Source organism: Mesorhizobium sp. P3_B5, from assembly GCF_056402815.1.
Genome location: NZ_JBFUGR010000013.1, coordinates 12,759 through 33,827 on the forward strand (window position 1 = coordinate 12,759; position 21,069 = coordinate 33,827).

Consider the following 21,069-nt stretch of genomic DNA (forward strand, 5'->3'; position numbering starts at 1 on the left):
AACGGCGGCGAAGGGCTCTGGTCAAACCATCGCAATGTGGTAGAGTGATCATACCAGTTAATAACTTGACGATCGGCGCGGCCATCGTTGGAAGATCAGGAGCAAGATTAGATGACAACGATTGCGCTGTTCGGTGCCGGCGGGAAAATGGGCTACCGCCTATCGACCAATTTTCGCGGATCGCCCTACACTATACGCCATGTCGAGGTCAGCGAGGCCGGCCGCGAGCGGCTGAAGTCGGGGCTGGGCTTCGATGCCGTCAGCGCCGATGAAGCGCTCGACGGGGCCGATGTGGTGATCCTGGCGGTTCCCGATACGCATATCGGCAAGGTGGCGGCCAGCATCGAGAGCAAGCTTGCATCGGGCACGATGGTGGTGGTGCTCGACGCAGCCGCACCGTTCGCCGGCCATTTGCCGAAGCGGACGGACCTGACCTATTTCGTCACCCATCCCTGCCATCCGCCGATCTTCAACGACGAAACCGACCTGGCGGCCAAGAAGGACTACTTCGGCGGCGTCAAGGCCAAGCAGCATATGGTCAGCGCGCTGATGCAAGGACCGGAAGAGGATTTTGCCAAGGGTGAGGCGATCGCCAAGATCATCTGGGCGCCGGTGATGCGCTCGCACCGTGTCACTGTCGATCAGATGGCGTTGCTGGAGCCCGGCCTTTCGGAAACCGTATGCGCCTCGCTGCTCGTCGTCATGAAGGAAGCCGTCGACGAGGTGGTGGCGCGCGGCGTCGACAAGCAAGCCGCGCTCGATTTCCTGCTCGGCCATATGAACGTGCTTGGCGCCGTCATTTTCGGCGAAACCAATGGCGTGTTCTCGGACGCCTGCAACAAGGCGATCGAGTTCGGCAAGCCGGTGTTGATGCGCGACGACTGGAAGCGGGTGTTCGAGCCGGAAGAGATCGCCGCGAGCATTCAGCGCATCACCTGAGGTTTATCCAAGCGCTTGCCGGAACGCGTGGAAGCGTCGGGGCACCGTCGCCGACGCTCAGCTTAGAACCCTCATCAGGTACATATCATCTGAATTTGTGATTGACTCATCATACCAGTTGGCTTAGCTGTTCATTGCTCGGATCGATCAGGTTTCGCAGGCAGTTCGAGGCTTGGACGAGTGGAGGGAATGGCGGGGGAGCAACGATCGTCAGGGAAGCCGGCGAACGGCTTTTGAGCCTGAACCGATCGGCGGCCCGCGCTGCGTGACGAATTCGAATGCAGACAGTGGCCTTGGTTGACCAAGGCATTTTTCAAACGGGAGGACATCATGAAACTCACACGCAGAATGACACTCGCGGCTTTCGCCGGTATGCTGGCGCTTGGCACGGCGGCGCCCGCCTATGCGGCGGACCTCATCGCCATCATCACGCCGTCGCATGACAATCCGTTCTTCAAGGCGGAAGCCGTCGGCGCCGAAGCCAAGGCCAAGGAGCTCGGCTACGAAGCGCTGGTGCTCGTGCATGACGACGATGCCAACAAGCAGTCCGAGCTGATCGACACGGCAATCGGTCGCGGCGCCAAGGCGATCATCCTCGACAATGCCGGCGCCGACGCCACCGTCGCCGCCGTGCAGAAGGCCAAGGACGCCGGCGTGCCGTCGTTCCTGATCGATCGCGAGATCAATGCCACCGGCGTTGCCGTGGCGCAGATCGTCTCCAACAACTACCAGGGCGCCCAGCTCGGCGCGCAGGAGTTCGTCAAGCTGATGGGCGAGAAGGGCAATTTCGTCGAGCTGGTCGGCAAGGAATCCGACACCAATGCCGGCATCCGCTCGAAGGGTTATCACGATGTCATCGACGACTATCCGGACCTGAAGATGGTCGCCCAGCAGTCGGCCAACTGGAGCCAGACCGAGGCCTACGCCAAGATGGAATCGATCCTGCAGGCCAACCCCGACATCAAGGGCGTCATCTCCGGCAACGACACGATGGCGATGGGCGCCTATGCGGCGCTGGTAGCGGCGAACCGCAAGGACGTCATCGTCGTCGGCTTCGACGGATCGAACGACGTGCGTGACTCGATCACCGCGGGCGGCATCAAGGCAACTGTCCTGCAGCCGGCTTATGCGCAGGCGCAGATGGCGGTCGAGCAGGCCAACGATTTCATCAAGAACAAGAAGTCGCCCGAGAAGGAGAAGCAGCTGATGGACTGCCTTCTGGTCAATGGCGACAATGCTGCCAAGCTGGAAACGTTTGCGCTGACCAACTGAGCCGGCGTGACATGACTAGCGAGGGGCGACCCAAGGGGTCGTCCCTCGCCGCCATTTTCCGTGGGTGCCGACCACCATGAACAACAGGCCGCCATGCTGAACAACAAGCCGACCTGGCCGATCCTTGCCGTGACAGTCGGCATCAGCCTGACCGCCTGCAAGATTCTGCCGACGCCTTCGGGGGATAGCGGCAATGCCGCAGCGTTCAATCCGGACAAGATGGTCGAGGAGATCTGGGCGGCGAAGGTCGTGCCTTATCTCCAGCGGAAGGCCGGACCGTTTGCCGAGGTTCACGCGCTGGCGAAAACCGATCCCGCTTCCGCCGGCGCCAAATATGGCAATCCGAACAAGCAGGCGAATTCGCCATGGACCTTCGCGGTTCGCGTCGAGGGCAAGATCATCGCCGCCAACACGGCGTCGCGCGCGGCGACGATGGATATCGATGTCGATGGCGACGGCAAGGCCGATGCGCGGGTGCAGATCGGACCCGCGATGCGGGGAACCGCGCTGCGCGACAGCCTCGATTTCATCCAGTTCAACGATTTTACCAATCAGATCGACTTCGCCCAGTTCGGCAAGGCGTTCAACGCCTATGCCGACAAGACCGTGCTTTCCAAACTGCCGCGCGACGCGCTGGAAGGCCGGACCGCCAAGGTTCTCGGCGCCTATACGCTCGAAGGCGGCCAGGACCTGCCGCTGGTGACGCCGGCGGAGGCCGAAATCGGACCGAAACCATGAGTGCCGCCTCCGCTCACGATGTCATCCTGAAGCTGGAAGACGTCTCCAAGGTCTATTCCGGCACCGTTGCGGTCAAGCGCGCGAATTTCGAGGTGCGCAAGGGCGCGGTCAATGTGCTGGTCGGCGAAAACGGCGCCGGCAAATCGACGCTGATGAAGATCATCGCCGGTGTCGAACAACCGACGCTCGGCCGGATCCTTCTAGAAGGGGAGGAAGTTTCCTTCTCGTCATCGGGAGACGCAGTGAACCGCGGCATCGGCATGGTGTTCCAGGAGCTGAACCTGTTCGGCAATATGACTGTCGCCGAGAACATCTTTGCCACGCGCGAGATCACCAACCGGTTCCGCAAGATCGACCGCAAGGAGCAGGAACGCCGCGCGGCGCAATTTCTCGAACGGCTGCAAGCTGGCATAAGGCCCGACATGCTGGTCGAGGATCTGCGCATCGGCCAGCAGCAACTGGTCGAGATCGCCAAGGCGGTTTCGCTCGATGCGCGCATCCTGATCATGGACGAGCCGACCTCGGCGCTGAGTGCTGCGGAAGTCGAGATACTGTTCAAGGTGATCGCCGACCTCAAGGCGCGCGGCGTGGCCATCGTCTACATCTCGCATCGGCTGGAAGAGCTGATCCGGATCGGCGACTACATCACCGTGCTGCGCGATGGGCACATCACCGGCCAGGAGGAGATGAAGAACGTCGACACGCGGTGGATCGTGCGACAGATGATCGGCTCCGACGCCAAGGATTTCGCCAAGGCCGACGGCCATGTTCCCGGCGAAGAGATATTCCGCGCCGAAGACATATGCCTGCCGCGCGCGACCGGCGGGCTTGCGGTCGACCACGTCTCGCTGTCGTTGCGCGCCGGCGAAATCCTCGGCATCTACGGCCTGATGGGCGCCGGGCGCAGCGAGCTGTTCGACTGCATCATGGGCCGTCATGGCCAGGCCACCGGTGCGATCTTCATCGCCGGCAAAAAGGTCAAGGAGCGCGACACGACGCGGCGCATCCGGCGCGGACTGGCGCTGATCCCCGAAGACCGCCAGCGCGAAGGACTGGTGTCGATCCTCTCGGTGGCCAGCAACCTGACGCTGGCCAGCCTGTCGCGGTTTGTCCGCCTGTTCCACATCCGTGGCGGCCCCGAAAGGCAGGCTGTGACGCAGATGGTGCGGGAACTGGCGATCAAGGTCGCCGACCCGGCGCAGGAGGTCTCATCGCTGTCCGGCGGCAACCAGCAAAAGGTGGTGATCGGCAAGGCGCTGCTCACCGGGCCGAAGGTGCTGCTGATGGATGAGCCCAGCCGTGGCATCGATGTCGGCGCCAAGGCCGACGTCTTCCGCACCATGCGCAAACTGTCGCGCGACGGATTGGGCATTCTCTTCGCCACCTCCGATCTCGACGAGGTGATGGCACTGTCCGACCGCATTGCGGTGATGAGCAATGGAAAACTGACCGGCATGTTCGATCGCGCCGAGGCGACGGAAGCAGCCCTGGTAGCCGCCTCGGCACTTGGCCACGGACCGGCCCCGCACACGGAGAGCCCATGACTGATATCCCGGCCAAGGCGGCCTCCTCCTCCGTCTCGAGCGGCTCGCTGCTGCTGACGCTGATGAAGGCGAGAACCTTCATCGCTCTGATCGCCGTGCTGATTTTCTTTTCGATTGCGGCGCCGAACTTCCTGTCGACCGCCAATCTGATCCTGATGTCGAAGCATGTGGCGCTGAACGCGTTCCTGGCGATGGGCATGACCTTCGTCATCATCACCGGCGGCATCGACCTGTCGGTCGGCTCGATTGTCGGCCTGTGCGGCATGGTCGCCGGCTATCTCGTGCTCAACGGCATCGACCTGCAGATCGGCTACACCATCTACTTCAACGTGGTCGAGATCGCGCTGATCACGCTGGCGGTCGGCATTCTGATCGGCGCCGTCAACGGATTGCTGATCACCAGGCTGAATGTCGCGCCGTTCATCGCCACGCTTGGCGTGCTCTATGTCGCGCGCGGCCTGGCGCTGCTGTCGTCGGATGGCCGCACCTTCCCCAACCTGGTCGGCAAGCCTGAGCTCGGCACCACCGGCTTCGGCTTCCTCGGCGCCGGGCGGTTGCTCGGCCTGCCGGTGGCGATCTGGATCCTGATCGTCGTTGCGCTGGCGGCGGCCTATCTCGCCAAATACACGCCTCTCGGCCGCCACATCTTCGCCGTTGGCGGCAATGAACGGGCGTCGCGAATTTCCGGCGTCCGTGTCAACATGGTGAAAATGTTCGTCTACATGTTCTCCGGTTTCTGCGCAGCGATCGTCGGCCTGATCATCTCGTCCGAGCTGATGGCCTCGCATCCGGCAACAGGTGAAAGTTTTGAGCTCAACGCCATTGCGGCGGCGGTGCTCGGCGGCACCTCGATGTCGGGCGGGCGCGGCACGATCGGCGGCACCATTGTCGGCGCCTTCGTTATCGGCATTCTTTCGGACGGGTTGGTGATGATGGGGGTGAGTTCGTTCTGGCAGATGGTGATCAAGGGCCTCGTCATCATCGTCGCGGTCGTCGTCGACCAGGCGCAGCGCCGGCTGCAGAGCCGGGTGACGCTGATGCAGATGGCAAAGGCAGGCTGAGCATGGCGGAGTTGCGGGGAGCGCTGATCGGTTGCGGCTTCTTTGCCGTCAACCAGATGCATGCCTGGCGCGACATTGAAGGCGCCTCGATTGTCGCCATCTGCGACCGCGATCCGGACCGGCTGCGGATCGTAGGCGACCAGTTCGGCGTTGCCAAGCGCTACACCGACGCGGCTGCTTTGTTCGAAAGCGAAAGCTTGGATTTCGTCGATATCGCCACCACGGCGCCGAGCCATCGTCCGCTGGTCGAGATGGCGGCACAGCACCGCGTTCCGACAATCTGCCAAAAACCGTTCGCGCCGACGCTTGCCGACGCCAAGGCAATGGTGAAGGCCTGCGTCGATGCCGCCGTACCGCTGATGGTGCATGAGAACTTTCGCTGGCAGTCGCCGATCCAGGCGGTGCGCGCGGTGCTCGACAGCGGTGAGATCGGCACGCCCTTCTTTGGACGCATCTCCTTCCGCTCCGCCTATGACGTGTTTTCCGGCCAGCCCTATCTCGCCAAGGGCAAGCGTTTCATCATCGAGGACCTCGGCATCCATAGTCTCGACATCGCCCGCTTCCTGCTCGGCGACGTCTCGACGATCACGACGCGAACGGCGCGCATCAACCCTGCCATCGCCGGCGAGGACGTCGCGACGATGCTGATGGATCACAAGAGCGGCGCGATGTCTGTCGTTGATTGCAGCTACGCGACGAAGCTTGCCATGGAGCCGTTTCCGGAAACGCTGATCGAGATCGACGGCAGCGACGGCACCATCCGGCTGGCGCAAGGATACCGGCTCACGGTCACTGGCAGAAGCGGCACGAAGATCACCGACATCTCGCCGCCGTTGCTGCCCTGGGCATCGCGGCCCTGGCACAACATCCAGGAGAGCGTCGTTGCCATCCAACAGCACTGGGTCGACTGCCTCGCAAAGGCAACCGAGCCGGCGACTTCGGGGGCGGACAATCTCAAGACCTTCGCGCTGGTCGAGGCCGCCTATCTGGGCGCGGCGAGCCACGAACCTGTCCACCTCGATGCCTTGCTGAAATGACAGCCGACGCCTTCCTCCTCTACGGTACCCATACCGTCGAAGCCGAGCCAGTCAGGCTGAGTGCGGGCCTGCTCAGCGCCGACTTCGTCAACGGCAATCTGCGCACCATCCGCCATAGCGGCACCGAAGTGCTGCGCGCCATCGCCTATATCGTGCGCGACCGCGACTGGGGCACTTACGAGCCTGAACTGACCGACCTTGTCATCAACCAGGGCGCCGACACTTTCTCGGTCGGCTACACGGCGAGCTGCGTCGGGCCGGATGCAAGCCGGCTCAGCTTCCGCGCCACCATCAAGGGCTCCGCCAGCGGCGAACTGTTGTTCGATGTCAGCGCTCTAACTGATAGGGACTTCGAGACCAATCGCTGCGGCTTCTGCATCCTGCATCCGATCGCTGGCCTGGCCGGCAGCCCGGTCACTGTCGAGCATACCGACGGCAGTGTGGTGGCGACGAAACTGCCGCTTTTGATCGATCCCTGGCAGCCTTTCAGGGATTTGCGCGCCATCACCCATGAGGTGCGGCCCGGTGTCAGTGCCGAGTGCCGGATGGAAGGCGATACCTTTGAGATGGAGGACCAGCGCAACTGGTCGGACGCCTCCTACAAGACCTATGTGCGGCCGTTGGCGCTGCCATGGCCCTATGTGCTGCCGGCCGGGCAAACCGTCAGACAAACGGTCAGCCTGCGCATCACCGGCGACAGGAAGCTGCCGGTTGTCGCGGCAAGCAGCGAACCGGTCCGTGTCGAGCTTGGTGAGGCCGGGCAGAGGCTGCCGGATATCGGCGTGATTATCTACCCGGATGAGGTCGAAGCAGCACTTGTGAACCTGCCGGTGCTCTCTACGCTTGGCCCGCAACAGCTGATCTTCCAATACGATCCCACGCGCGGCCATGGGCTCGACGCTCTGCACTCCTTTGCCCGGCTCGCAGCAGCATATCCAGCCGACACGACGCTGGAATGCGTCGTCGCCTCTGCCGGCGATCTCGATGCTGAACTTTCAGCCGTCGCCGACATGGTGCGCCAGGCTGGGCTAAAACTCTCGGCCATCGCCGTCTCGCCCTCGGTCGACCGGCAGTCGACGCCGCCGGGCAGTGCGTGGCCGGATTGTCCGCCGCTCGAAGACGTCTACGCCGCGGCACGGCGCGCCTTTCCCGATATCCGCCTTGGCGGCGGCATGTTCAGCTATTTCACCGAACTCAACCGCAAGCGCGTGCCGGCCGGCTTGCTCGATTTCGTCACCCACTGCACCTGCCCGATCGTGCACGCCGCCGACGATCTCAGCGTCATGCAATCGCTGGAGGCGCTGCCCTTCATCACCGCATCGGTGCGGGCGATCTTCGGGGCAAAGCCCTACCGGATCGGCCCGTCGACGATTGCCATGCGCCAGAACCCCTATGGTGGCGCGACCAAGGCCAATCCCGGGGGACAGCGCATCGCCTTGGCCGATCGCGACCCTCGTCACGCCGGCCTGTTCTCCGCCGCGTGGACGATCGGCTATGCCGCGCGCGTCGCGCCGGCAGGGCTGGAGGTGCTCACGCTCTCCGGCTTCACCGGACCATTCGGCGTGCTGGCCGCCTCTGGGGAACCCGTCGCGGAAGGATCTCCCCGGCCGATCTTCCAAGCCATCAAGGGGCTTTGTGAAATGGCCGGCCTTGCGCATGTGGCGGCAGGGACAAGCGACGAGACCAAGGTGCTGGCGCTGGCCGGCCGCTCCGCTTCGGGCAAGACCGTCACGTGGCTGGCGAACCTGACGGCGGACGATGTACCGGTCGACATCTCAGCGCTTGGCCGAGGCCAGTTCGTGATGGCGCCCTACGCGATTGCCCGGTTCGGCTGAGCTATTTTTCGGAATTCATCACATAGAGCGCGCGCGAGCGCTCGAGATGCTTAATCATCGCCTTCTCGGCGCCGTCGGCATCTTTTTTCTCGATGCGGCCGATGATCTCTTCATGCTCGGTCAGCGTGAACTTTTCCTTGCCGGTCCAGATCAGCATTTCGGTGTGATATTCCTTCAGCCAACCCAGCATCGCCTCGCTGACGGCGACATAGATCGGGTTGCCTGAAATCGCCGCGATCTGGGTATGGAACTTCATGTCGGCGGAGATGAAGGCCTCAGAGTCGCCGCGAAAGCCGCGCTGCTCGGCAACGGTGGCCCGCAGGCGCTCGACGTCCTCGGCGGTGGCGTTTTCGGCCGCTTCCCTGACCATGCCGCGCTCGAAGAAGATGCGCGCGGTTTTGAGGTGCTCCAGCGTGTCCTTCGACGACGACAGGATGATCTTGGCGGCGCCGTCGACCTGTTTGATGATCGACTTGGCAGTCAGCTGCAGCACCTTGGCGCGCTCGCCATGCGAGATGGCGACGAGGCCCATATTGCTCAGTGCCTGCATCGCCTCGCGGATGGCGGGCCGGCCGACCTCGAAGCGCTCCATCAGCTCGCGCTCCGACGGCATGTCGTCGCCCGGCGTCAATTCTCCGCTGGTGATCAGGCGCTTCAGCCGCAAAAATACTTCGTCGGAAAGTTTGCGCCGGACGATCGGCTCCGAACGGTTCATCGTCGCGAATCACTCCCTTGACCGGTGTCTATCTAGCACTGCCGCCACGATTTCCAGAATGCCTGCCGGCCAATCTGCTCATATCGTGCGAGCAGGATATTGCTTGCAAAGCTTATGTACTCATTATACCAGATTTCGACGATCAAGGAACTCTTTTCGAACCTCCTTAGGCCTCAGACGACGAACCATGATCACGCTCACCTACCGCATCGAAACATCAGGCAGCATCGAGGCGCTGGCAGCCAAGATCGCCAGCGACCAGTCGACCGGAACCTTCGTTGCGCTGCCCGGCGAAACCGAGGAACTGAAGGCCCGGGTGGCGGCGCATGTTCTGGCGATACGGCATTTGCCTGACGCCCTTCGGCCCTCCATTCCCGAAGCCGGTGATGGGCCCTTCAAGCGCGCGGATGTCGACATCGCCTTTCCGTTCGATGCCATCGGCACCGACCTCTCGGCGCTGATGACCATTGCCATCGGCGGCGCCTATTCGATCAAGGGCCTATCCGGCATTCGCGTCGTCGACATGAAACTGCCGGAGGACTATCGCGGCGCGCATCCAGGTCCGCAGTTTGGCGTCGCCGGCAGCCGCCGGCTGACCGGAGTCGAGGGCCGCCCGATCATCGGCACTATAGTCAAGCCGGCGCTGGGGCTCAGGCCGCACGAGACGGCCGCAATGGTGGGCGAGCTGATCGCCGCCGGCGTCGATTTCATCAAGGACGACGAGAAGCTGATGAGCCCGGCCTATTCGCCCTTGGCGGAACGGGTGAAGGCAATCATGCCGCTGATCCTCGACCATGAGCAGAGGACCGGCAAGAAGGTGATGTACGCCTTCGGCATCTCGCATGCCGACCCCGACGAGATGATGCGCAACCACGACCTTGTCGCCAAGGCCGGCGGCAATTGCGCGGTGGTCAACATCAATTCCATCGGCTTTGGCGGCATGGCTTTCCTCAGGAAGCGCTCCAGCTTGGTGCTGCACGCCCACCGCAACGGCTGGGACATTCTCACCCGCCATCCCGGCCTCGGCATGGACTTCAAGGTCTGGCAAAAATTCTGGCGGTTGCTCGGCGTCGACCAGTTCCAGATCAATGGCATTCAATCGAAATACTGGGAGCCGGACGCGTCCTTCGTCGAGTCCTTCAAGGCGGTGACGACGCCGATCTTTGCGCCTGAGGATTGTGCCTTGCCGGTGGCGGGCTCCGGCCAATGGGGCGGGCAAGCGCCCGAGACGTACGAGCGAACCGGCCGTACGGTCGATCTGCTCTATCTCTGCGGCGGCGGCATCGTCAGCCACCCGGACGGGCCGGGCGCCGGCGTGCGTGCCGTGCAGCAGGCCTGGCAAGCGGCGGTCGACGGCATTCCGCTGGCGGAGTTCGCCTTGAGCCATCCTGAGCTGGTGCGGTCGATCGAAAAATTCGGCAACGGCAAGGCAGCCTGAAGCGATGCAAGACCTGCTGCTCAGCTATTATGGCGATGACCTCACCGGTTCGACCGACGTGATGGAGGCGCTTGAACTCGGCGGCGTGCCGACGGTGCTGTTCATGCGCCAGCCGGACGCGGCACAGCTGGCGCAGTTCAACCATTGCCGCGCGATCGGATTAGCCGGCACCAGCCGCAGCGAGACGCCGCACTGGATGGACACGAACCTGCGCGATGCGTTCGCCTGGCTGAAGACGCTGAACGCAGCGATCTGCCACTACAAGGTCTGCTCGACCTTCGATTCCAGTCCGACGATCGGCAGCATCGGCCGGGCGATCGAGATCGGCCGCTCGGTCTTTACGCAGGACAGCGTGCCGCTGCTGGTCGGCGCGCCGCAGCTCAAGCGCTACACCGCCTTTGGCCACCTGTTCGCCGCCTATCGGGAAAAGTATTTCCGCATCGACCGCCATCCGGTGATGAGCCGCCACCCGACCACGCCGATGGATGAGTCCGATCTGCTGATCCATCTGTCGCGACAAACGGAGCTGACGTCAGGGCTGGTCGATCTCGCGACGCTGCAGTCGGCGGGCCGGTCGGAAGCCTTCGACCGTGTGGTCGCCGAGGGCACCGCTATCGTGCTTGTCGATGTTGACAGCCTGGAAACGCAGGCGCTTGCTGGCAAGGAGATTTGGCGTAGCCGCAAGCCCGGTGGCACCTTCGTCGTCGGCTCGTCCGGCGTCGAGTACGCGTTGCTCGCCGAATGGGCGGAGACTGCCGTCGTTCGGGCAGCGTCCCGCTTTTCTCCGCCAGGTACCGCCAACCGGATCGCCGTCGTGTCGGGCAGTTGCTCGCCGACCACGGAAAGGCAGATCCGGCACGCTTTGACCGACGGCTTCGACGGCATCGAGGTCGATCCCGTCGAACTGGTCTCGGAGACGTCCGAACAGGCGATAGCGCGCGCGGCGGCAAGCGGCCGCGCCAGCCTGGAAGCCGGGCGCAGCGTCATCCTCTACACCGCGCTCGGACCTGCGGCCGATCGCGGCGCCGAGATCGACCGCCAGGAAGGCGCCCGCCACAAGCTTGGCCGCGGCCTTGGTGCGCTGCTGCGGCAACTGACCGAAGATCAGGACCTAAAGCGCGTCATCATCGCCGGCGGCGACACGTCGAGCCATGCGCTGGGGCAGATGGGCGTCGATGCGCTGACGGTCAGGATGCCGCTGCCGGCGTCACCAGGCTCGCCGCTCTGCGTCGCCCATTCGCGCGTCAAGGCGATCGACGGGCTGGAGGTTGCGTTGAAGGGCGGGCAGGTAGGAACCGACCGCTATTTCTCGTCCATCCGTGACGGCCTTCGCGGTTGATGTGGCGTTAGGCTGGTAAACCGCCAGACCTGGTGAGGAACAGGCGCTGTCCAATAGCGCTTCAACTTGCGCCGCCGAAGCACTAAGCAAAAACATGTATGCTCGAAATTAACCAGCAGAGCCCCTCCCGACCAGGCCTTTGGGGCAAGTTGAGCGATGACCGCTTCCGGGAAGGCTGCGCTTCGCCCGGAATGATGAACATGCGGCGCGAAGCAGACCCGCCTTTGTGCACGTCCTGCGCGACGTCGGCGCCAGCCGCATCCTGGACAAAGCGACTGAGGCTGATCTTGAGGCGACTGGCGTCGCCGTCGGCGACGGAGTTGACCTCGAAACCAAGATTGCCAAGAAGCTGGGCTACAGCGCGCGCATCATTGGCCGGATTGCTCAAACCTGGCAGTTCCAGATAGTGCGACTCGCCGATGACCAGAGCCACACCGTGCAGCGGCTTCGCTGACTGCGATTGCCCGTATTCAGGCCAAGCCAGACAACTAACAAGTTGCAGCAGGAATAGCGTTACAAGAGCGGCTAGCCGATCCGAACCGATCAAATGTCACCCCAGCGACCTCTGATGCCCTCCTCATATTAGACGTTACCAGATTAGACGTTGCCAGATGGCTGCTCAATGGTCGGTAGATTGAATAGATCTCAAGGTCGGCGGCTTTTACGCGTAACTCGCAATCTTTAGAGCGGGTCGAGCATTTCTCTCGAAATTGAGGCTTGAGTGGAGAACGTTGGATTTCGGTTACTCTCCCTCCAGGGCAGCGTCCTTAAAAGTGCGCCCTATAGAATTGAACTGTTAGGATATCGTCTCAATGTGAAAATCGTATTTCAGATGTCTGCCTCGACAACGGCGGCACTGGCGGACGTTCGACCAATAAGTGCTTGGGTAGAAATAGGGGGTTCGAGTCCACGTCGTGGGCCCCTTCAGAAAATGGCATAAAAATCAATAACTTACGCGGTCGTTTTAGTGGGCCCGGAGGGTCGACGTTTTCTACACAAAATCAATACGCTAGCGGATGGTTCGCCAAGCCGTTTCCTTCGTATTCTCTCGTATCAGCTGGCGAACCTAAGGACGATGAACGAGATTAATTCCTGGCTTAGGGATAGAGCTGCATCTCGGATTTCGGGAGTATTGAGCAGAAATCGGACTTGGCGCAGCTCCATCCGGTTCCATACTCACGTCACGCATTAGTTCACGCATTGGTAGAGCCGCTTGCGCATCGGTTCGGATGCCTTCCTGGGTAAGGGTGATGCCGGTGTGCTGGCGAAACACCCGGCTGAAATGCCCGGCATTGCTGCGGCCGCAGCGATAGGCGATCTATTACATGTGGTCACGCGGGATGCGGGAATTGCGCTCGCGCTCAAACACTTTGCGGCCGTCATCCAGTGCTTCGATTCGTTGCGAAACCACCCATTCGGTCGCCGTGCAGGAGAGATGCGTGGTGCAATGGCTCTGCGTTCGCCAGCCTTCCCGCTCTGCACGGCACGTCCAGCGGATCTCTGCCGTCAGCGACAGCGGGTTGTCGGGCGCTATCGACCATACCTCCTGCCGGATGTCGCGCGTGCACAAGCCGTTGCCCGGATGGCGGCTAAGACCTGTGTCCTCGTGCACCCGGTAGCGCGTCACGCCATTTTGCAGATCGCGTTCAACAGAGCGGTCCGACGATCCGTCTGTCAGGACTTCGTAACGGGGCAGAGGATCGGGATTGGATGGCTGCGGGATTTCGACCCTTCGATGCTCGCCAAGCAGCGGCAGTTCCAATCGCAGCGTGGCAAGATCGATCGTCAGCATTGCGTCGCAGGGCTGGGGCAGGATCGTCGGCCAATAGGCGCTCGACAAGGACAGACGCAGACGGTGACCGGGCGCAAAACGGTAGCCGCACGCATCGAGCACCAACTCGATCTCGACCGTCTCGCCCGGTTTCAGAGGCTGCGGGGCGGCATTGCCGCTGCGATGCGCGAGATTGAGCACACCGTAGCTGACGCGCGTCGCCACGCCGTCGGGATGGACGTCGACGAGCCTGACGGCAAGGTTGGCAAAGTTGGCATCACTGGAAAGCGACAGCTTTGCGAGCGGCTGGCCAAACACGACGCATTCCTCAGCAAGGACTGCGCTGTCGAAGGTGATCGATCCAGCATCGTCAACACGCTGGTCACCGGCCATTTCCGAATCTGGCCCGCGCGGAAAGAACTCTCCCGCAGCGGTGCCCGTATCTTGTGGGGAGTGCAGGAGGGCCTTCCCCTTAGCATGCGATGAAGTGCACCGAGCGAGCCTGCCCGACGCGTCCAGGCTAAGGACGAGTGTGTCGGGAACGTCCCATCTGTCCATGGCAACCCAATAGCCGGGGTCGGTCTCGCGCCGGCGGCCGGGTCGCGGCCCGTCCAGGATATAGGCACGGAGCCTCGGGGTATGCTCCACCTTGTTGTCTTCTGCGCATAGCCAATGCCGCCACCATGAAATTGCCTCGGCATGAAAATCGGCGCGGGGCTTCGGATAGGCGAAATGCGGATACTTGTGAACCCATGGACCGATCAGGCCCCAGGCCATTTCCGGCATCCCGGCGACGGCCTTCAAGGGCGTGTTGCGGTAGCCGTCGGCCCATCCGGCAATCACCAGTGCGGGAATGGAAAAACCGTCAAAGTCCTCGCAGATCGAACCGTGACGCCAGAAGTCGTCGCGCCGCTGGTGGGACAGCCACTCCTCCATGAAGAACGGCTCGCCCTCCAGGCGCTCGAGCCACATGTCGCGCCAGCGTTCTCCGACGAGATCGGGATCGGGGGCCCGCGACTGCAAGGCAGTCATCGTCGCCGCCCATGACAGTTGCGCCGACAGATGCGCGCCATTCTTGTAGTGGATGTCGTCATTGTAGCGGTCGACGGTGGACGACAGGGAAATCACGGCCTTGAGAGCTGGTGGTTTGAGAGCCGCGACCTGAAGCGCGTTGAACCCGCCCCAGGAAATTCCCATCATGCCGACATTGCCGTTCGACCAGTCCTGCGCTGCGATCCATTCGATAACCTCGATCGCATCGGCAAGCTCGCGCGCGGTATATTCGCCGTCGATCACGCCGTCGGATTCTCCGCAACCGCGAATGTCGACACGCACGCCCGCGATGCCGGCCGCCGCGAAGACCGGATAGGTGGACTCGTCACGCGCGGCGGTGCCGTTGCGTTTTCGATAAGGCAGGAATTCGAGCACCGCCGGTACGCCGCCAGGAACCGTTTCGGGCATCCAGATGCGCGCCGCGAGCCGGGTGCCGTCTTTCAGGACGATCCACTCATTTTCAATGACACGGAAATTCCTGTTCGTCATGCGATCAACCACCAAAGTTCCACGCGGTGGCAAGCACACCATCCCGCCGCCGGAAAGGTACGATCATCCCGGTTCAAGCCTCCAACCAGACCCGGCTGGCGATGCGGCCATTGGAAAAGTCATTGCCGATATCGGGAACAAAACCCTTGAGATGGCTCGTGCAGGCGTTGATGAAGTCGTTGAACACCGGCAGTATCAAGCCGCCCTCATCTCGCACCATGAGCGCCATGTCACGGTAGAGTACGCGCCGCTTGCTCTCATCCAGTTCACCGCGCGCCCGCACCACCATCTTGTCGAAGTCGGGCCGCTTGAAGCGGGTGTCGTTCCACTCCGCGTTGGAGACGTAGGAAGTGGAATAGCGCGCGTCCTGCGTCGGACGACCACCCCAAAAGGAGGTGCAGAACGGCTTGACGTTCCAGACTTCCGACCAGTAGCCGTCACTCGGCTCGCGCTGCACATTGATCTTGATGCCGGCCTTTTCCGCGCTCAATTGGAAAAGCTGGGCCGCGTCGACCGCGCCGGGAAACGCCGCCTCGGAAGTGCGCAGCATGATTGGATCCTGAACGCCAGACTTCTTGAAGTGGAATGCTGCCTTGTCGGGATCGTAATTGCGCTGCTCTATATCGGTGGGCGCGAGCGCATAGTTGGCGTTGATAGGGTAATCATTGCCAATGGTGCCGAACCCGCCCAGAACCCGCTTGAGAATAGCCTCGCGGTCTATCGCATATTTGAGCGCCAGACGCAGATCATTGTTGTCGAAGGGCGCGGTGTCGCAATGCATCAGGAAGGAATAGAACCCCTTGCCGGAGGTGTGCAGGATCTCGACGCCCGGAACCCGCTTCAGCAACGGCACGATCTTGGGTTCGACGGTGCTGATAAAATCGACCTGACCGGACCGCAAGGCGCTGGTCCGCGCAGTCAGGTCGTTCATCACGGTAATAAGGACGCTGTCGACGTAGCCCCGGTCCTGGCGCCAGTCGTCCTCGTTTTTTTCGAAAGCAGCGCGAATGCCCGGCTCGAATGCGGCCAGCTTGTAGGGACCGGTGCCGATCGCTGCCGCAGGTTTTTCCACGCCGCCGCCCGGCTGAATCTGAAGATGATAATCGGTAAATATCAGCGGCAAGTCGGCATTGGCTTCCTTCAGCGTCACCACCATGTCGCCCGACCGTTCCTCGATGCGGTCTATCCCGGACAGCAGGCCGAGTGCGCCCGATTGCGATTTCTTCCCGGCGTGGCGGCGCAAGGTCTCGACTGCATCGGTAACGGTAAACGCCCTGCCATCGTGGAAACGAACGTCTTTGCGTATCTTGAAGGTCCACTCCTTGGCGTCGGCCGACGGAGACCAGGATTCGGCCAGCGAGGGAACCGCCGCGCCCGTCTTGGGATGGGATTCGACCAGCGTATCGCCCCAGCAATGCGCGATCACAAAATTGACGCTGGCGGACGCCAGGGCCGGGTCGAGCGTATCGGCGGAGGCGCCGCCTTCGAGCCCCAGCCGCAACTGTCCGCCGCGCACTGGCGTTTGCGCCGCGGCCGGTGACGCCAGCGAACCTGCGGCTGCGACAAGGCCTAGAGCCACCCCCGCTTGAAGAAGATCACGGCGCGAGAGACTCGATAACCTGCTGGAAGCGCTCATTGGGTTCCCCTTTGGATTGAAGCCTTGTGGCCGATACTAGGCAGAGCCCGCGGCAACGCAATTTCGTCGCTTGAAGCGTTTTTAAGCGAGTTTATACTGTCTCCATGAGCAAGCCATGGGCCAATCTCAGCAGCAACCTGAAACTCGCCTGCAGCACGCACAGATCGGTATCCGATCTATGCCGCACCATCGGTATCAACCGGCAGCAGTTCAATCGCTACCTCAATGCAGGAACCCTTCCTTCCGCCCACAATCTCCTGATGATCGCGGCAGCTTTTGGCCTCGAACCAGCCGATTTCGACCTTCCTCCGGGCGTGTTCCGCAGCAAATTGGGCGAGCGGCGCCGACACGCCGACCTTACAGGCCCACTAGCCGATGCCTTCCCGGGCGACCTGCATGCACTCGAACCCTATCTCGGATTCTACCAGGCGTGGCACACGTCGCTGTCCTGGCCTGACCGGATCGTCTGCGCCTGCGCTCACCTGCGCGAAAATGGCGGACAAGTTCTGGTTTCCACGCTTGAGCGCATCGAAGATACCGAAAACGGCATCGTGCAGCGTTCACGGTACGTCGGGCTCGCGGCGTATCGGCACCAGCGCATCTTCCTGACGGAACTGACGCGCGGCGAGGCCCCAACCTTTGGACAGACGATCCTCATGCCGTTCGAAACGTACCAGCGGCGTTACCTGCGGGGCATTACTATGGGCATATCGTGGCGAGCCAACAATCTGCCCTACGCCACCCGCACCGTCTGGCACTATCTGGGGAAACGCGTCAACAAGAGGAGTCTTATATCGCGTTGCGGCATCTATGCGCCCAATTCCGCAGCGCTACCCGCGGCCGTGCTGTCTTTCCTGACCGAGGCACAGCCGGTTGCCGCCGCGCCTGTGCAGGCACCAAGACCGGATCGCCGAGCGCCTCCCTGAGCCGCGACAGGGTGTGGCTCATTGCGGAGGTGCTGAGCCGGAGCCTGGGCGCAGGCCCGCATGATGTCGAGCGGCCGATCCGAAAATTACCAGAATCCCGGCTGACCTTTGTTGTCAAGGCCAACCGGAGACCCAGTCGTTTTACAACCGGAATTTCTAAAGCTCTTGGTCAGTTGGTAGCGAGTAGATATCCGCTGTATGGAACTCAAGTCGCGATAGAGAAAGCCCGCCATCGGCGTGGACAACCGAGCCGGTCGCAAACACAAAATCGCCACCGACTAGGCTGCGCACGATCCGGGAGACATCCTCGGCCCTTCCCCTTTTCAGGCGGCTTGCCCGCCATTCGATTCGTTTGTTGCGCCAGAGCATTTCGGCGCAAGCGGCAAGTTGGAAACTCAACTTAGATTTCCTGAAGTTTGAAATCGGCCGGTGCAACCGGCATGACACCCTTGAGAAGGGCCACGGATTTTTCGAGGCCCTCAAGTGAGTTGAGAAGCACGTCCTCATGCTCGATTGAAAGCCAGCCGTCGTAGCCAGCCATCTTCAAGCGATAGCAAAACTGTCGCCACCACTCCTCACTGTGGCCGAAGCCGAGTGTGATGTATGACCAGGAGCGGGCTGGAATGTCGGTCAGGTTGCCGTTTTCGAGAAGGCTGGTCACTGCCTGTTTGGGCGCGTTCAGGAATGTGTCCTTGGCATGGACGTGATAGACGGCCTCCCCCAATGCCTCGGCTGCTATCAGCGGATCGGCTCCCATCCAGAAGAGGTGCGAGGGATCCAGGTTCGCGCCAACGACGGGGCCGACTTCTTGACGGAGTTTCAGGAGCGACGGCACGTTGTAGACGCACTGGTTGCCATGCAGTTCGAGCGCAATCTTTTCCACACCGCATTCATTTGCCAGCGCCACGATCTCGGTCCAGAACGGGAAGAGTTTTTCTGCCCACTGGTATTTGAGGATCGCCTGCGTTTCCGGCGGCCAGGAAGAGACGACCCAGTTTGGCAGGGTATCGGACGGATTGCCCGCAGGCAGGCCAGACATGGTGCAGACCGTCCTGATACCCATCTCGCCTGCGACCCGGATGGTGTTCTTCAGACCTTCGCCCTGAGCCGGATCGGTCGGGTGAAGCGGATTGCCATTGGCATTGAGGCTGATCACATCAAGCCCACGATCTGAAAAGCCCCTGAGGAAGTCCTTCTGCGCGACCGTGTTACCCAGCATGGATTTCAGATCGAAATGCGGTGCGGTCGACCAGCCGCAGGTGTTGACCTCAATACCGGAGACGCCCATGCGTGCAGCGTTGTCGAGAAGGTCGTCGAGCGGCATGCCGGCGAGGCTGTCAGATACAAAACCCAGTTTCATGCGTAGAACTTCGGCTTGGAAATCATGGTGACGAGCTGCTTCTGCCCGGAAGCGAGTGCCGTTACGCCTGCCTCGGCGGCAACTGCAGCGGCATAGCCATCCCAGCAGCTTGATGCGATGTCGGGAAACGCGTCTGTGTCGACGAAGCGTAGGAAGGCGCGGTTCTGGCGGCGATAGGCATCGAAATAGCGGGTCCGCCAATCGGCATCGTAGCCGGTGTGGACGCCAAGCGAATGTTCGAGATGGGTATAAGCGACATGGCTCATGGAAATACTCGCCTGCTCGCCCACGAGTTCGGCACGAACGTCGTAGCCGTACGCAGCGTTGTTGTTGATCTCGATGTTGACGAGTTGGCCATCGACGGTTTCGAGGACCATCAAGACGGGCGCGACGCGTCGATCAGAGCGCTTCGGCTGGAAGGCAGAGATCCAGGCATATTCGGTGCCAAGTACATGGCGCACGACGTCGAACTCATGCGGGGCGGAATTGGTGATTGCCATGGCACCGGTGAAGTCGGAGGCTGGCGCTTCCACATTGCGGTGGAAGTTGTGCATCATCAGGACTCGGCCAAGCGTGCCATTTTCAATTGCCTCTTTCATCTCGACATAGGACTGGTCGTAGCGCCGCATGAAGCCGAGCTGGACGAACTTTTGACCAACTTCCTGTTCGGCCTGCATGATCGAGAGGCATTCGGCCGAGGACTGCGATAGGGGCTTTTCGCAGAGCACCTTCTTGCCCGCGCTGATGCAGGCGAGTGACAGCGGCGCATGAGTGAAGTCCGGGCTCGCGACGATCACCGCATCCACATCGGCACGGGCAATCACGGCTTCCGGATTACTTGCAACGTCTGCCGCACCATGGGCATCGGCCACCTTGCGTGCGCGGACTTCATCCATGTCGCAGACCACCTGAAGGCTCGCGCCCGGCATTTCCTCCACGACGATCCTGGCGTGGTCAGCGCCCATCAGCCCTGCACCAATGACTGCTACACGCACCATTGGACAAACTCCTTGCGTTCGGTTGGCCAAAGCCCAACCGCTTTCCATTCAACAAATTCCGCTACCTGGCGGCTATGCCCATATTCACTCAGTTAGCGGGGGGTGGCGGAAGACCGTCATGTGTCTCCATATAGCCTTCAATAGAGGCTTCGAGACTCGCCATGGATTCACCACCGGCCATCAGATCAGCGATCTGCTCGCGTGTCTTTTCCCCCTTGCGGAAGTCAGCTGCAATTGCACCACGAATGAGCACTGTGAAGTGATCGCCCACTGCCATGGCATGCATCACCTGATGGGTGATGAAAATGACCGCCAGGCCACGACGCTTGGCTTCATTGACGATACGCAGTGCGTGAGCAGCCTGCTTGACGCCGAGGGCTGCCGTCGGCTCATCAAGGATGAGAACACGGGCTCCGAAATAGACAGCACGGGCAATCGCGAGCGACTGGCGTTCCCCTCCGGAAAGGCCACCGACCAAACGATTACCGTCGGTGATGCGTGTGATCCCCATTTTCTGAATCTCTGCAACTGCCACTCGGGCAGCGGTTTTGCGGTCGAAATATTTGAACGGTCCCCAACCCTTTGTCGGCTCCGAACCCATGAAAAAGTTACGTCCTATGGACATCAATGGATATGTCCCACCGAATTGGTGAACCGTAGCTATCCCGCGTTCCTGAGCCTCACGGGGACTGGAGAACAGTGCGGGCTGACCATCCATCAGAATTTCGCCACGCGTCGGCTGATAGACACCAGACAGCGTCTTGATGAGCGTCGACTTACCCGCGCCGTTGTCGCCAAGCAGGCAGAGCACTTCACCTTCACCGACCTTGAGGTTGATATCGTTCAGAACATCAATATGACCGAACGATTTGTCGACGTTTCGAAACTCGAGAACGGGTTTCTTATCGGACATTGCCG

At 61.6% G+C, this 21,069-nt stretch carries 18 protein-coding genes; 10 read left to right on the forward strand and 8 right to left on the reverse strand.

Annotated features, from left to right (window positions below; genetic code table 11):
- Positions 1-111: 111 nt before the first annotated feature.
- The 7 genes from AC1DVW_RS24845 (at position 112) to apnL (ending at position 8,426) form a co-directional block, all read left to right on the forward strand.
- On the forward strand, positions 112-939 hold the full coding sequence (locus tag AC1DVW_RS24845; protein ID WP_477326630.1) for a phosphogluconate dehydrogenase C-terminal domain-containing protein: 828 nt from the start codon (positions 112-114) through the stop codon (positions 937-939).
- Between the two features lie 330 nt (positions 940-1,269).
- The gene (locus AC1DVW_RS24850; protein WP_477244062.1) at positions 1,270-2,211 is read left to right on the forward strand and encodes a substrate-binding domain-containing protein; all 942 of its coding nucleotides are present in this window, start codon (positions 1,270-1,272) and stop codon (positions 2,209-2,211) included.
- Positions 2,212-2,304: 93 nt separating this feature from the next.
- A complete protein-coding gene (locus tag AC1DVW_RS24855) occupies positions 2,305-2,949 on the forward strand; it encodes a DUF2291 family protein (RefSeq protein ID WP_477326632.1) in 645 nt (214 codons plus the stop codon).
- Positions 2,946-4,493: a sugar ABC transporter ATP-binding protein gene (locus tag AC1DVW_RS24860; RefSeq protein WP_477326634.1), complete on the forward strand. Its 1,548-nt coding sequence runs from the start codon at positions 2,946-2,948 to the stop codon at positions 4,491-4,493. Before AC1DVW_RS24855 ends, AC1DVW_RS24860 begins: the two co-directional genes overlap by 4 nt.
- Positions 4,490-5,554 carry an ABC transporter permease gene (locus AC1DVW_RS24865; protein ID WP_477304660.1) on the forward strand — a complete coding sequence of 355 codons (1,065 nt, stop codon included), beginning with the start codon at positions 4,490-4,492 and terminating at the stop codon, positions 5,552-5,554. The genes AC1DVW_RS24860 and AC1DVW_RS24865 overlap by 4 nt, the downstream gene beginning before the upstream one ends.
- A gap of 2 nt (positions 5,555-5,556) precedes the next feature.
- Positions 5,557-6,591 carry a Gfo/Idh/MocA family protein gene (locus tag AC1DVW_RS24870; RefSeq protein WP_477277896.1) on the forward strand — a complete coding sequence of 345 codons (1,035 nt, stop codon included), beginning with the start codon at positions 5,557-5,559 and terminating at the stop codon, positions 6,589-6,591.
- Positions 6,588-8,426: a D-apionate lactonase gene (gene apnL, locus AC1DVW_RS24875; RefSeq protein ID WP_477326636.1), complete on the forward strand. Its 1,839-nt coding sequence runs from the start codon at positions 6,588-6,590 to the stop codon at positions 8,424-8,426. Before AC1DVW_RS24870 ends, apnL begins: the two co-directional genes overlap by 4 nt.
- A 1-nt stretch (position 8,427) precedes the next feature.
- On the opposite strand, the gene AC1DVW_RS24880 is transcribed toward apnL, so the two are convergent.
- On the reverse strand, positions 8,428-9,141 hold the full coding sequence (locus AC1DVW_RS24880; RefSeq protein ID WP_477244051.1) for a transcriptional regulator NanR: 714 nt from the start codon (positions 9,139-9,141) through the stop codon (positions 8,428-8,430).
- 187 nt (positions 9,142-9,328) lie between these two features.
- On the opposite strand from AC1DVW_RS24880, the gene oiaX reads away from it, so the two are divergent.
- On the forward strand, positions 9,329-10,579 hold the full coding sequence (gene oiaX / locus AC1DVW_RS24885) for a 3-oxo-isoapionate-4-phosphate decarboxylase OiaX (RefSeq protein ID WP_477277890.1): 1,251 nt from the start codon (positions 9,329-9,331) through the stop codon (positions 10,577-10,579).
- 4 nt (positions 10,580-10,583) lie between these two features.
- On the forward strand, positions 10,584-11,918 hold the full coding sequence (locus tag AC1DVW_RS24890; RefSeq protein WP_477326638.1) for a four-carbon acid sugar kinase family protein: 1,335 nt from the start codon (positions 10,584-10,586) through the stop codon (positions 11,916-11,918).
- Positions 11,919-12,000: 82 nt separating this feature from the next.
- On the opposite strand, the gene AC1DVW_RS24895 is transcribed toward AC1DVW_RS24890, so the two are convergent.
- The 3 genes from AC1DVW_RS24895 to AC1DVW_RS24905 all read right to left on the reverse strand — a co-directional run bounded on the left by AC1DVW_RS24895 (position 12,001) and on the right by AC1DVW_RS24905 (position 16,867).
- Positions 12,001-12,465 (reverse strand): caspase family protein, encoded by a 465-nt coding sequence (locus AC1DVW_RS24895; protein ID WP_477326640.1) that lies wholly within the window; start codon positions 12,463-12,465, stop codon positions 12,001-12,003.
- 774 nt (positions 12,466-13,239) lie between these two features.
- Positions 13,240-15,231 (reverse strand): CocE/NonD family hydrolase, encoded by a 1,992-nt coding sequence (locus AC1DVW_RS24900; protein WP_477326756.1) that lies wholly within the window; start codon positions 15,229-15,231, stop codon positions 13,240-13,242.
- 73 nt (positions 15,232-15,304) lie between these two features.
- The gene (locus AC1DVW_RS24905; protein ID WP_477326642.1) at positions 15,305-16,867 is read right to left on the reverse strand and encodes an ABC transporter substrate-binding protein; all 1,563 of its coding nucleotides are present in this window, start codon (positions 16,865-16,867) and stop codon (positions 15,305-15,307) included.
- Positions 16,868-16,971: 104 nt separating this feature from the next.
- Between AC1DVW_RS24905 and AC1DVW_RS24910 the strand changes: the two genes are divergently transcribed.
- Positions 16,972-17,793: a helix-turn-helix domain-containing protein gene (locus tag AC1DVW_RS24910; protein ID WP_477326644.1), complete on the forward strand. Its 822-nt coding sequence runs from the start codon at positions 16,972-16,974 to the stop codon at positions 17,791-17,793.
- A 156-nt stretch (positions 17,794-17,949) separates the two neighbouring features.
- Here AC1DVW_RS24910 and AC1DVW_RS24915 read toward each other — a convergent pair whose 3' ends face one another.
- From AC1DVW_RS24915 to AC1DVW_RS24930, 4 genes are read right to left on the reverse strand one after another with little or no spacing between them, the layout of a single operon-like run.
- Positions 17,950-18,192, reverse strand: coding sequence for a hypothetical protein (locus AC1DVW_RS24915; RefSeq protein ID WP_477326760.1), 243 nt, complete (start codon positions 18,190-18,192; stop codon positions 17,950-17,952).
- A 1-nt stretch (position 18,193) separates the two neighbouring features.
- A complete protein-coding gene (locus AC1DVW_RS24920) occupies positions 18,194-19,153 on the reverse strand; it encodes a sugar phosphate isomerase/epimerase family protein (RefSeq protein ID WP_477326646.1) in 960 nt (319 codons plus the stop codon).
- Positions 19,150-20,199 (reverse strand): Gfo/Idh/MocA family oxidoreductase, encoded by a 1,050-nt coding sequence (locus tag AC1DVW_RS24925; RefSeq protein WP_477326648.1) that lies wholly within the window; start codon positions 20,197-20,199, stop codon positions 19,150-19,152. Before AC1DVW_RS24925 ends, AC1DVW_RS24920 begins: the two co-directional genes overlap by 4 nt.
- Positions 20,200-20,239: 40 nt before the next feature.
- The gene (locus AC1DVW_RS24930) at positions 20,240-21,064 is read right to left on the reverse strand and encodes an ATP-binding cassette domain-containing protein (protein WP_477326650.1); all 825 of its coding nucleotides are present in this window, start codon (positions 21,062-21,064) and stop codon (positions 20,240-20,242) included.
- Between the last annotated feature and the right edge of the window lie 5 nt (positions 21,065-21,069).

Coding starts and splice junctions, on each gene's coding strand:
- AC1DVW_RS24845 (WP_477326630.1), top strand. CDS start 112: ATGACAACGATTGCGCTGTTCGGTGCCGGCGGGAAAATGGGCTACCGC.
- AC1DVW_RS24850 (WP_477244062.1), top strand. CDS start 1,270: ATGAAACTCACACGCAGAATGACACTCGCGGCTTTCGCCGGTATGCTG.
- AC1DVW_RS24855 (WP_477326632.1), top strand. CDS start 2,305: ATGCTGAACAACAAGCCGACCTGGCCGATCCTTGCCGTGACAGTCGGC.
- AC1DVW_RS24860 (WP_477326634.1), top strand. CDS start 2,946: ATGAGTGCCGCCTCCGCTCACGATGTCATCCTGAAGCTGGAAGACGTC.
- AC1DVW_RS24865 (WP_477304660.1), top strand. CDS start 4,490: ATGACTGATATCCCGGCCAAGGCGGCCTCCTCCTCCGTCTCGAGCGGC.
- AC1DVW_RS24870 (WP_477277896.1), top strand. CDS start 5,557: ATGGCGGAGTTGCGGGGAGCGCTGATCGGTTGCGGCTTCTTTGCCGTC.
- apnL (WP_477326636.1), top strand. CDS start 6,588: ATGACAGCCGACGCCTTCCTCCTCTACGGTACCCATACCGTCGAAGCC.
- AC1DVW_RS24880 (WP_477244051.1), bottom strand. CDS start 9,141: ATGAACCGTTCGGAGCCGATCGTCCGGCGCAAACTTTCCGACGAAGTA.
- oiaX (WP_477277890.1), top strand. CDS start 9,329: ATGATCACGCTCACCTACCGCATCGAAACATCAGGCAGCATCGAGGCG.
- AC1DVW_RS24890 (WP_477326638.1), top strand. CDS start 10,584: ATGCAAGACCTGCTGCTCAGCTATTATGGCGATGACCTCACCGGTTCG.
- AC1DVW_RS24900 (WP_477326756.1), bottom strand. CDS start 15,231: ATGACGAACAGGAATTTCCGTGTCATTGAAAATGAGTGGATCGTCCTG.
- AC1DVW_RS24905 (WP_477326642.1), bottom strand. CDS start 16,867: ATGAGCGCTTCCAGCAGGTTATCGAGTCTCTCGCGCCGTGATCTTCTT.
- AC1DVW_RS24910 (WP_477326644.1), top strand. CDS start 16,972: ATGAGCAAGCCATGGGCCAATCTCAGCAGCAACCTGAAACTCGCCTGC.
- AC1DVW_RS24920 (WP_477326646.1), bottom strand. CDS start 19,153: ATGAAACTGGGTTTTGTATCTGACAGCCTCGCCGGCATGCCGCTCGAC.
- AC1DVW_RS24925 (WP_477326648.1), bottom strand. CDS start 20,199: ATGGAAAGCGGTTGGGCTTTGGCCAACCGAACGCAAGGAGTTTGTCCA.
- AC1DVW_RS24930 (WP_477326650.1), bottom strand. CDS start 21,064: ATGTCCGATAAGAAACCCGTTCTCGAGTTTCGAAACGTCGACAAATCG.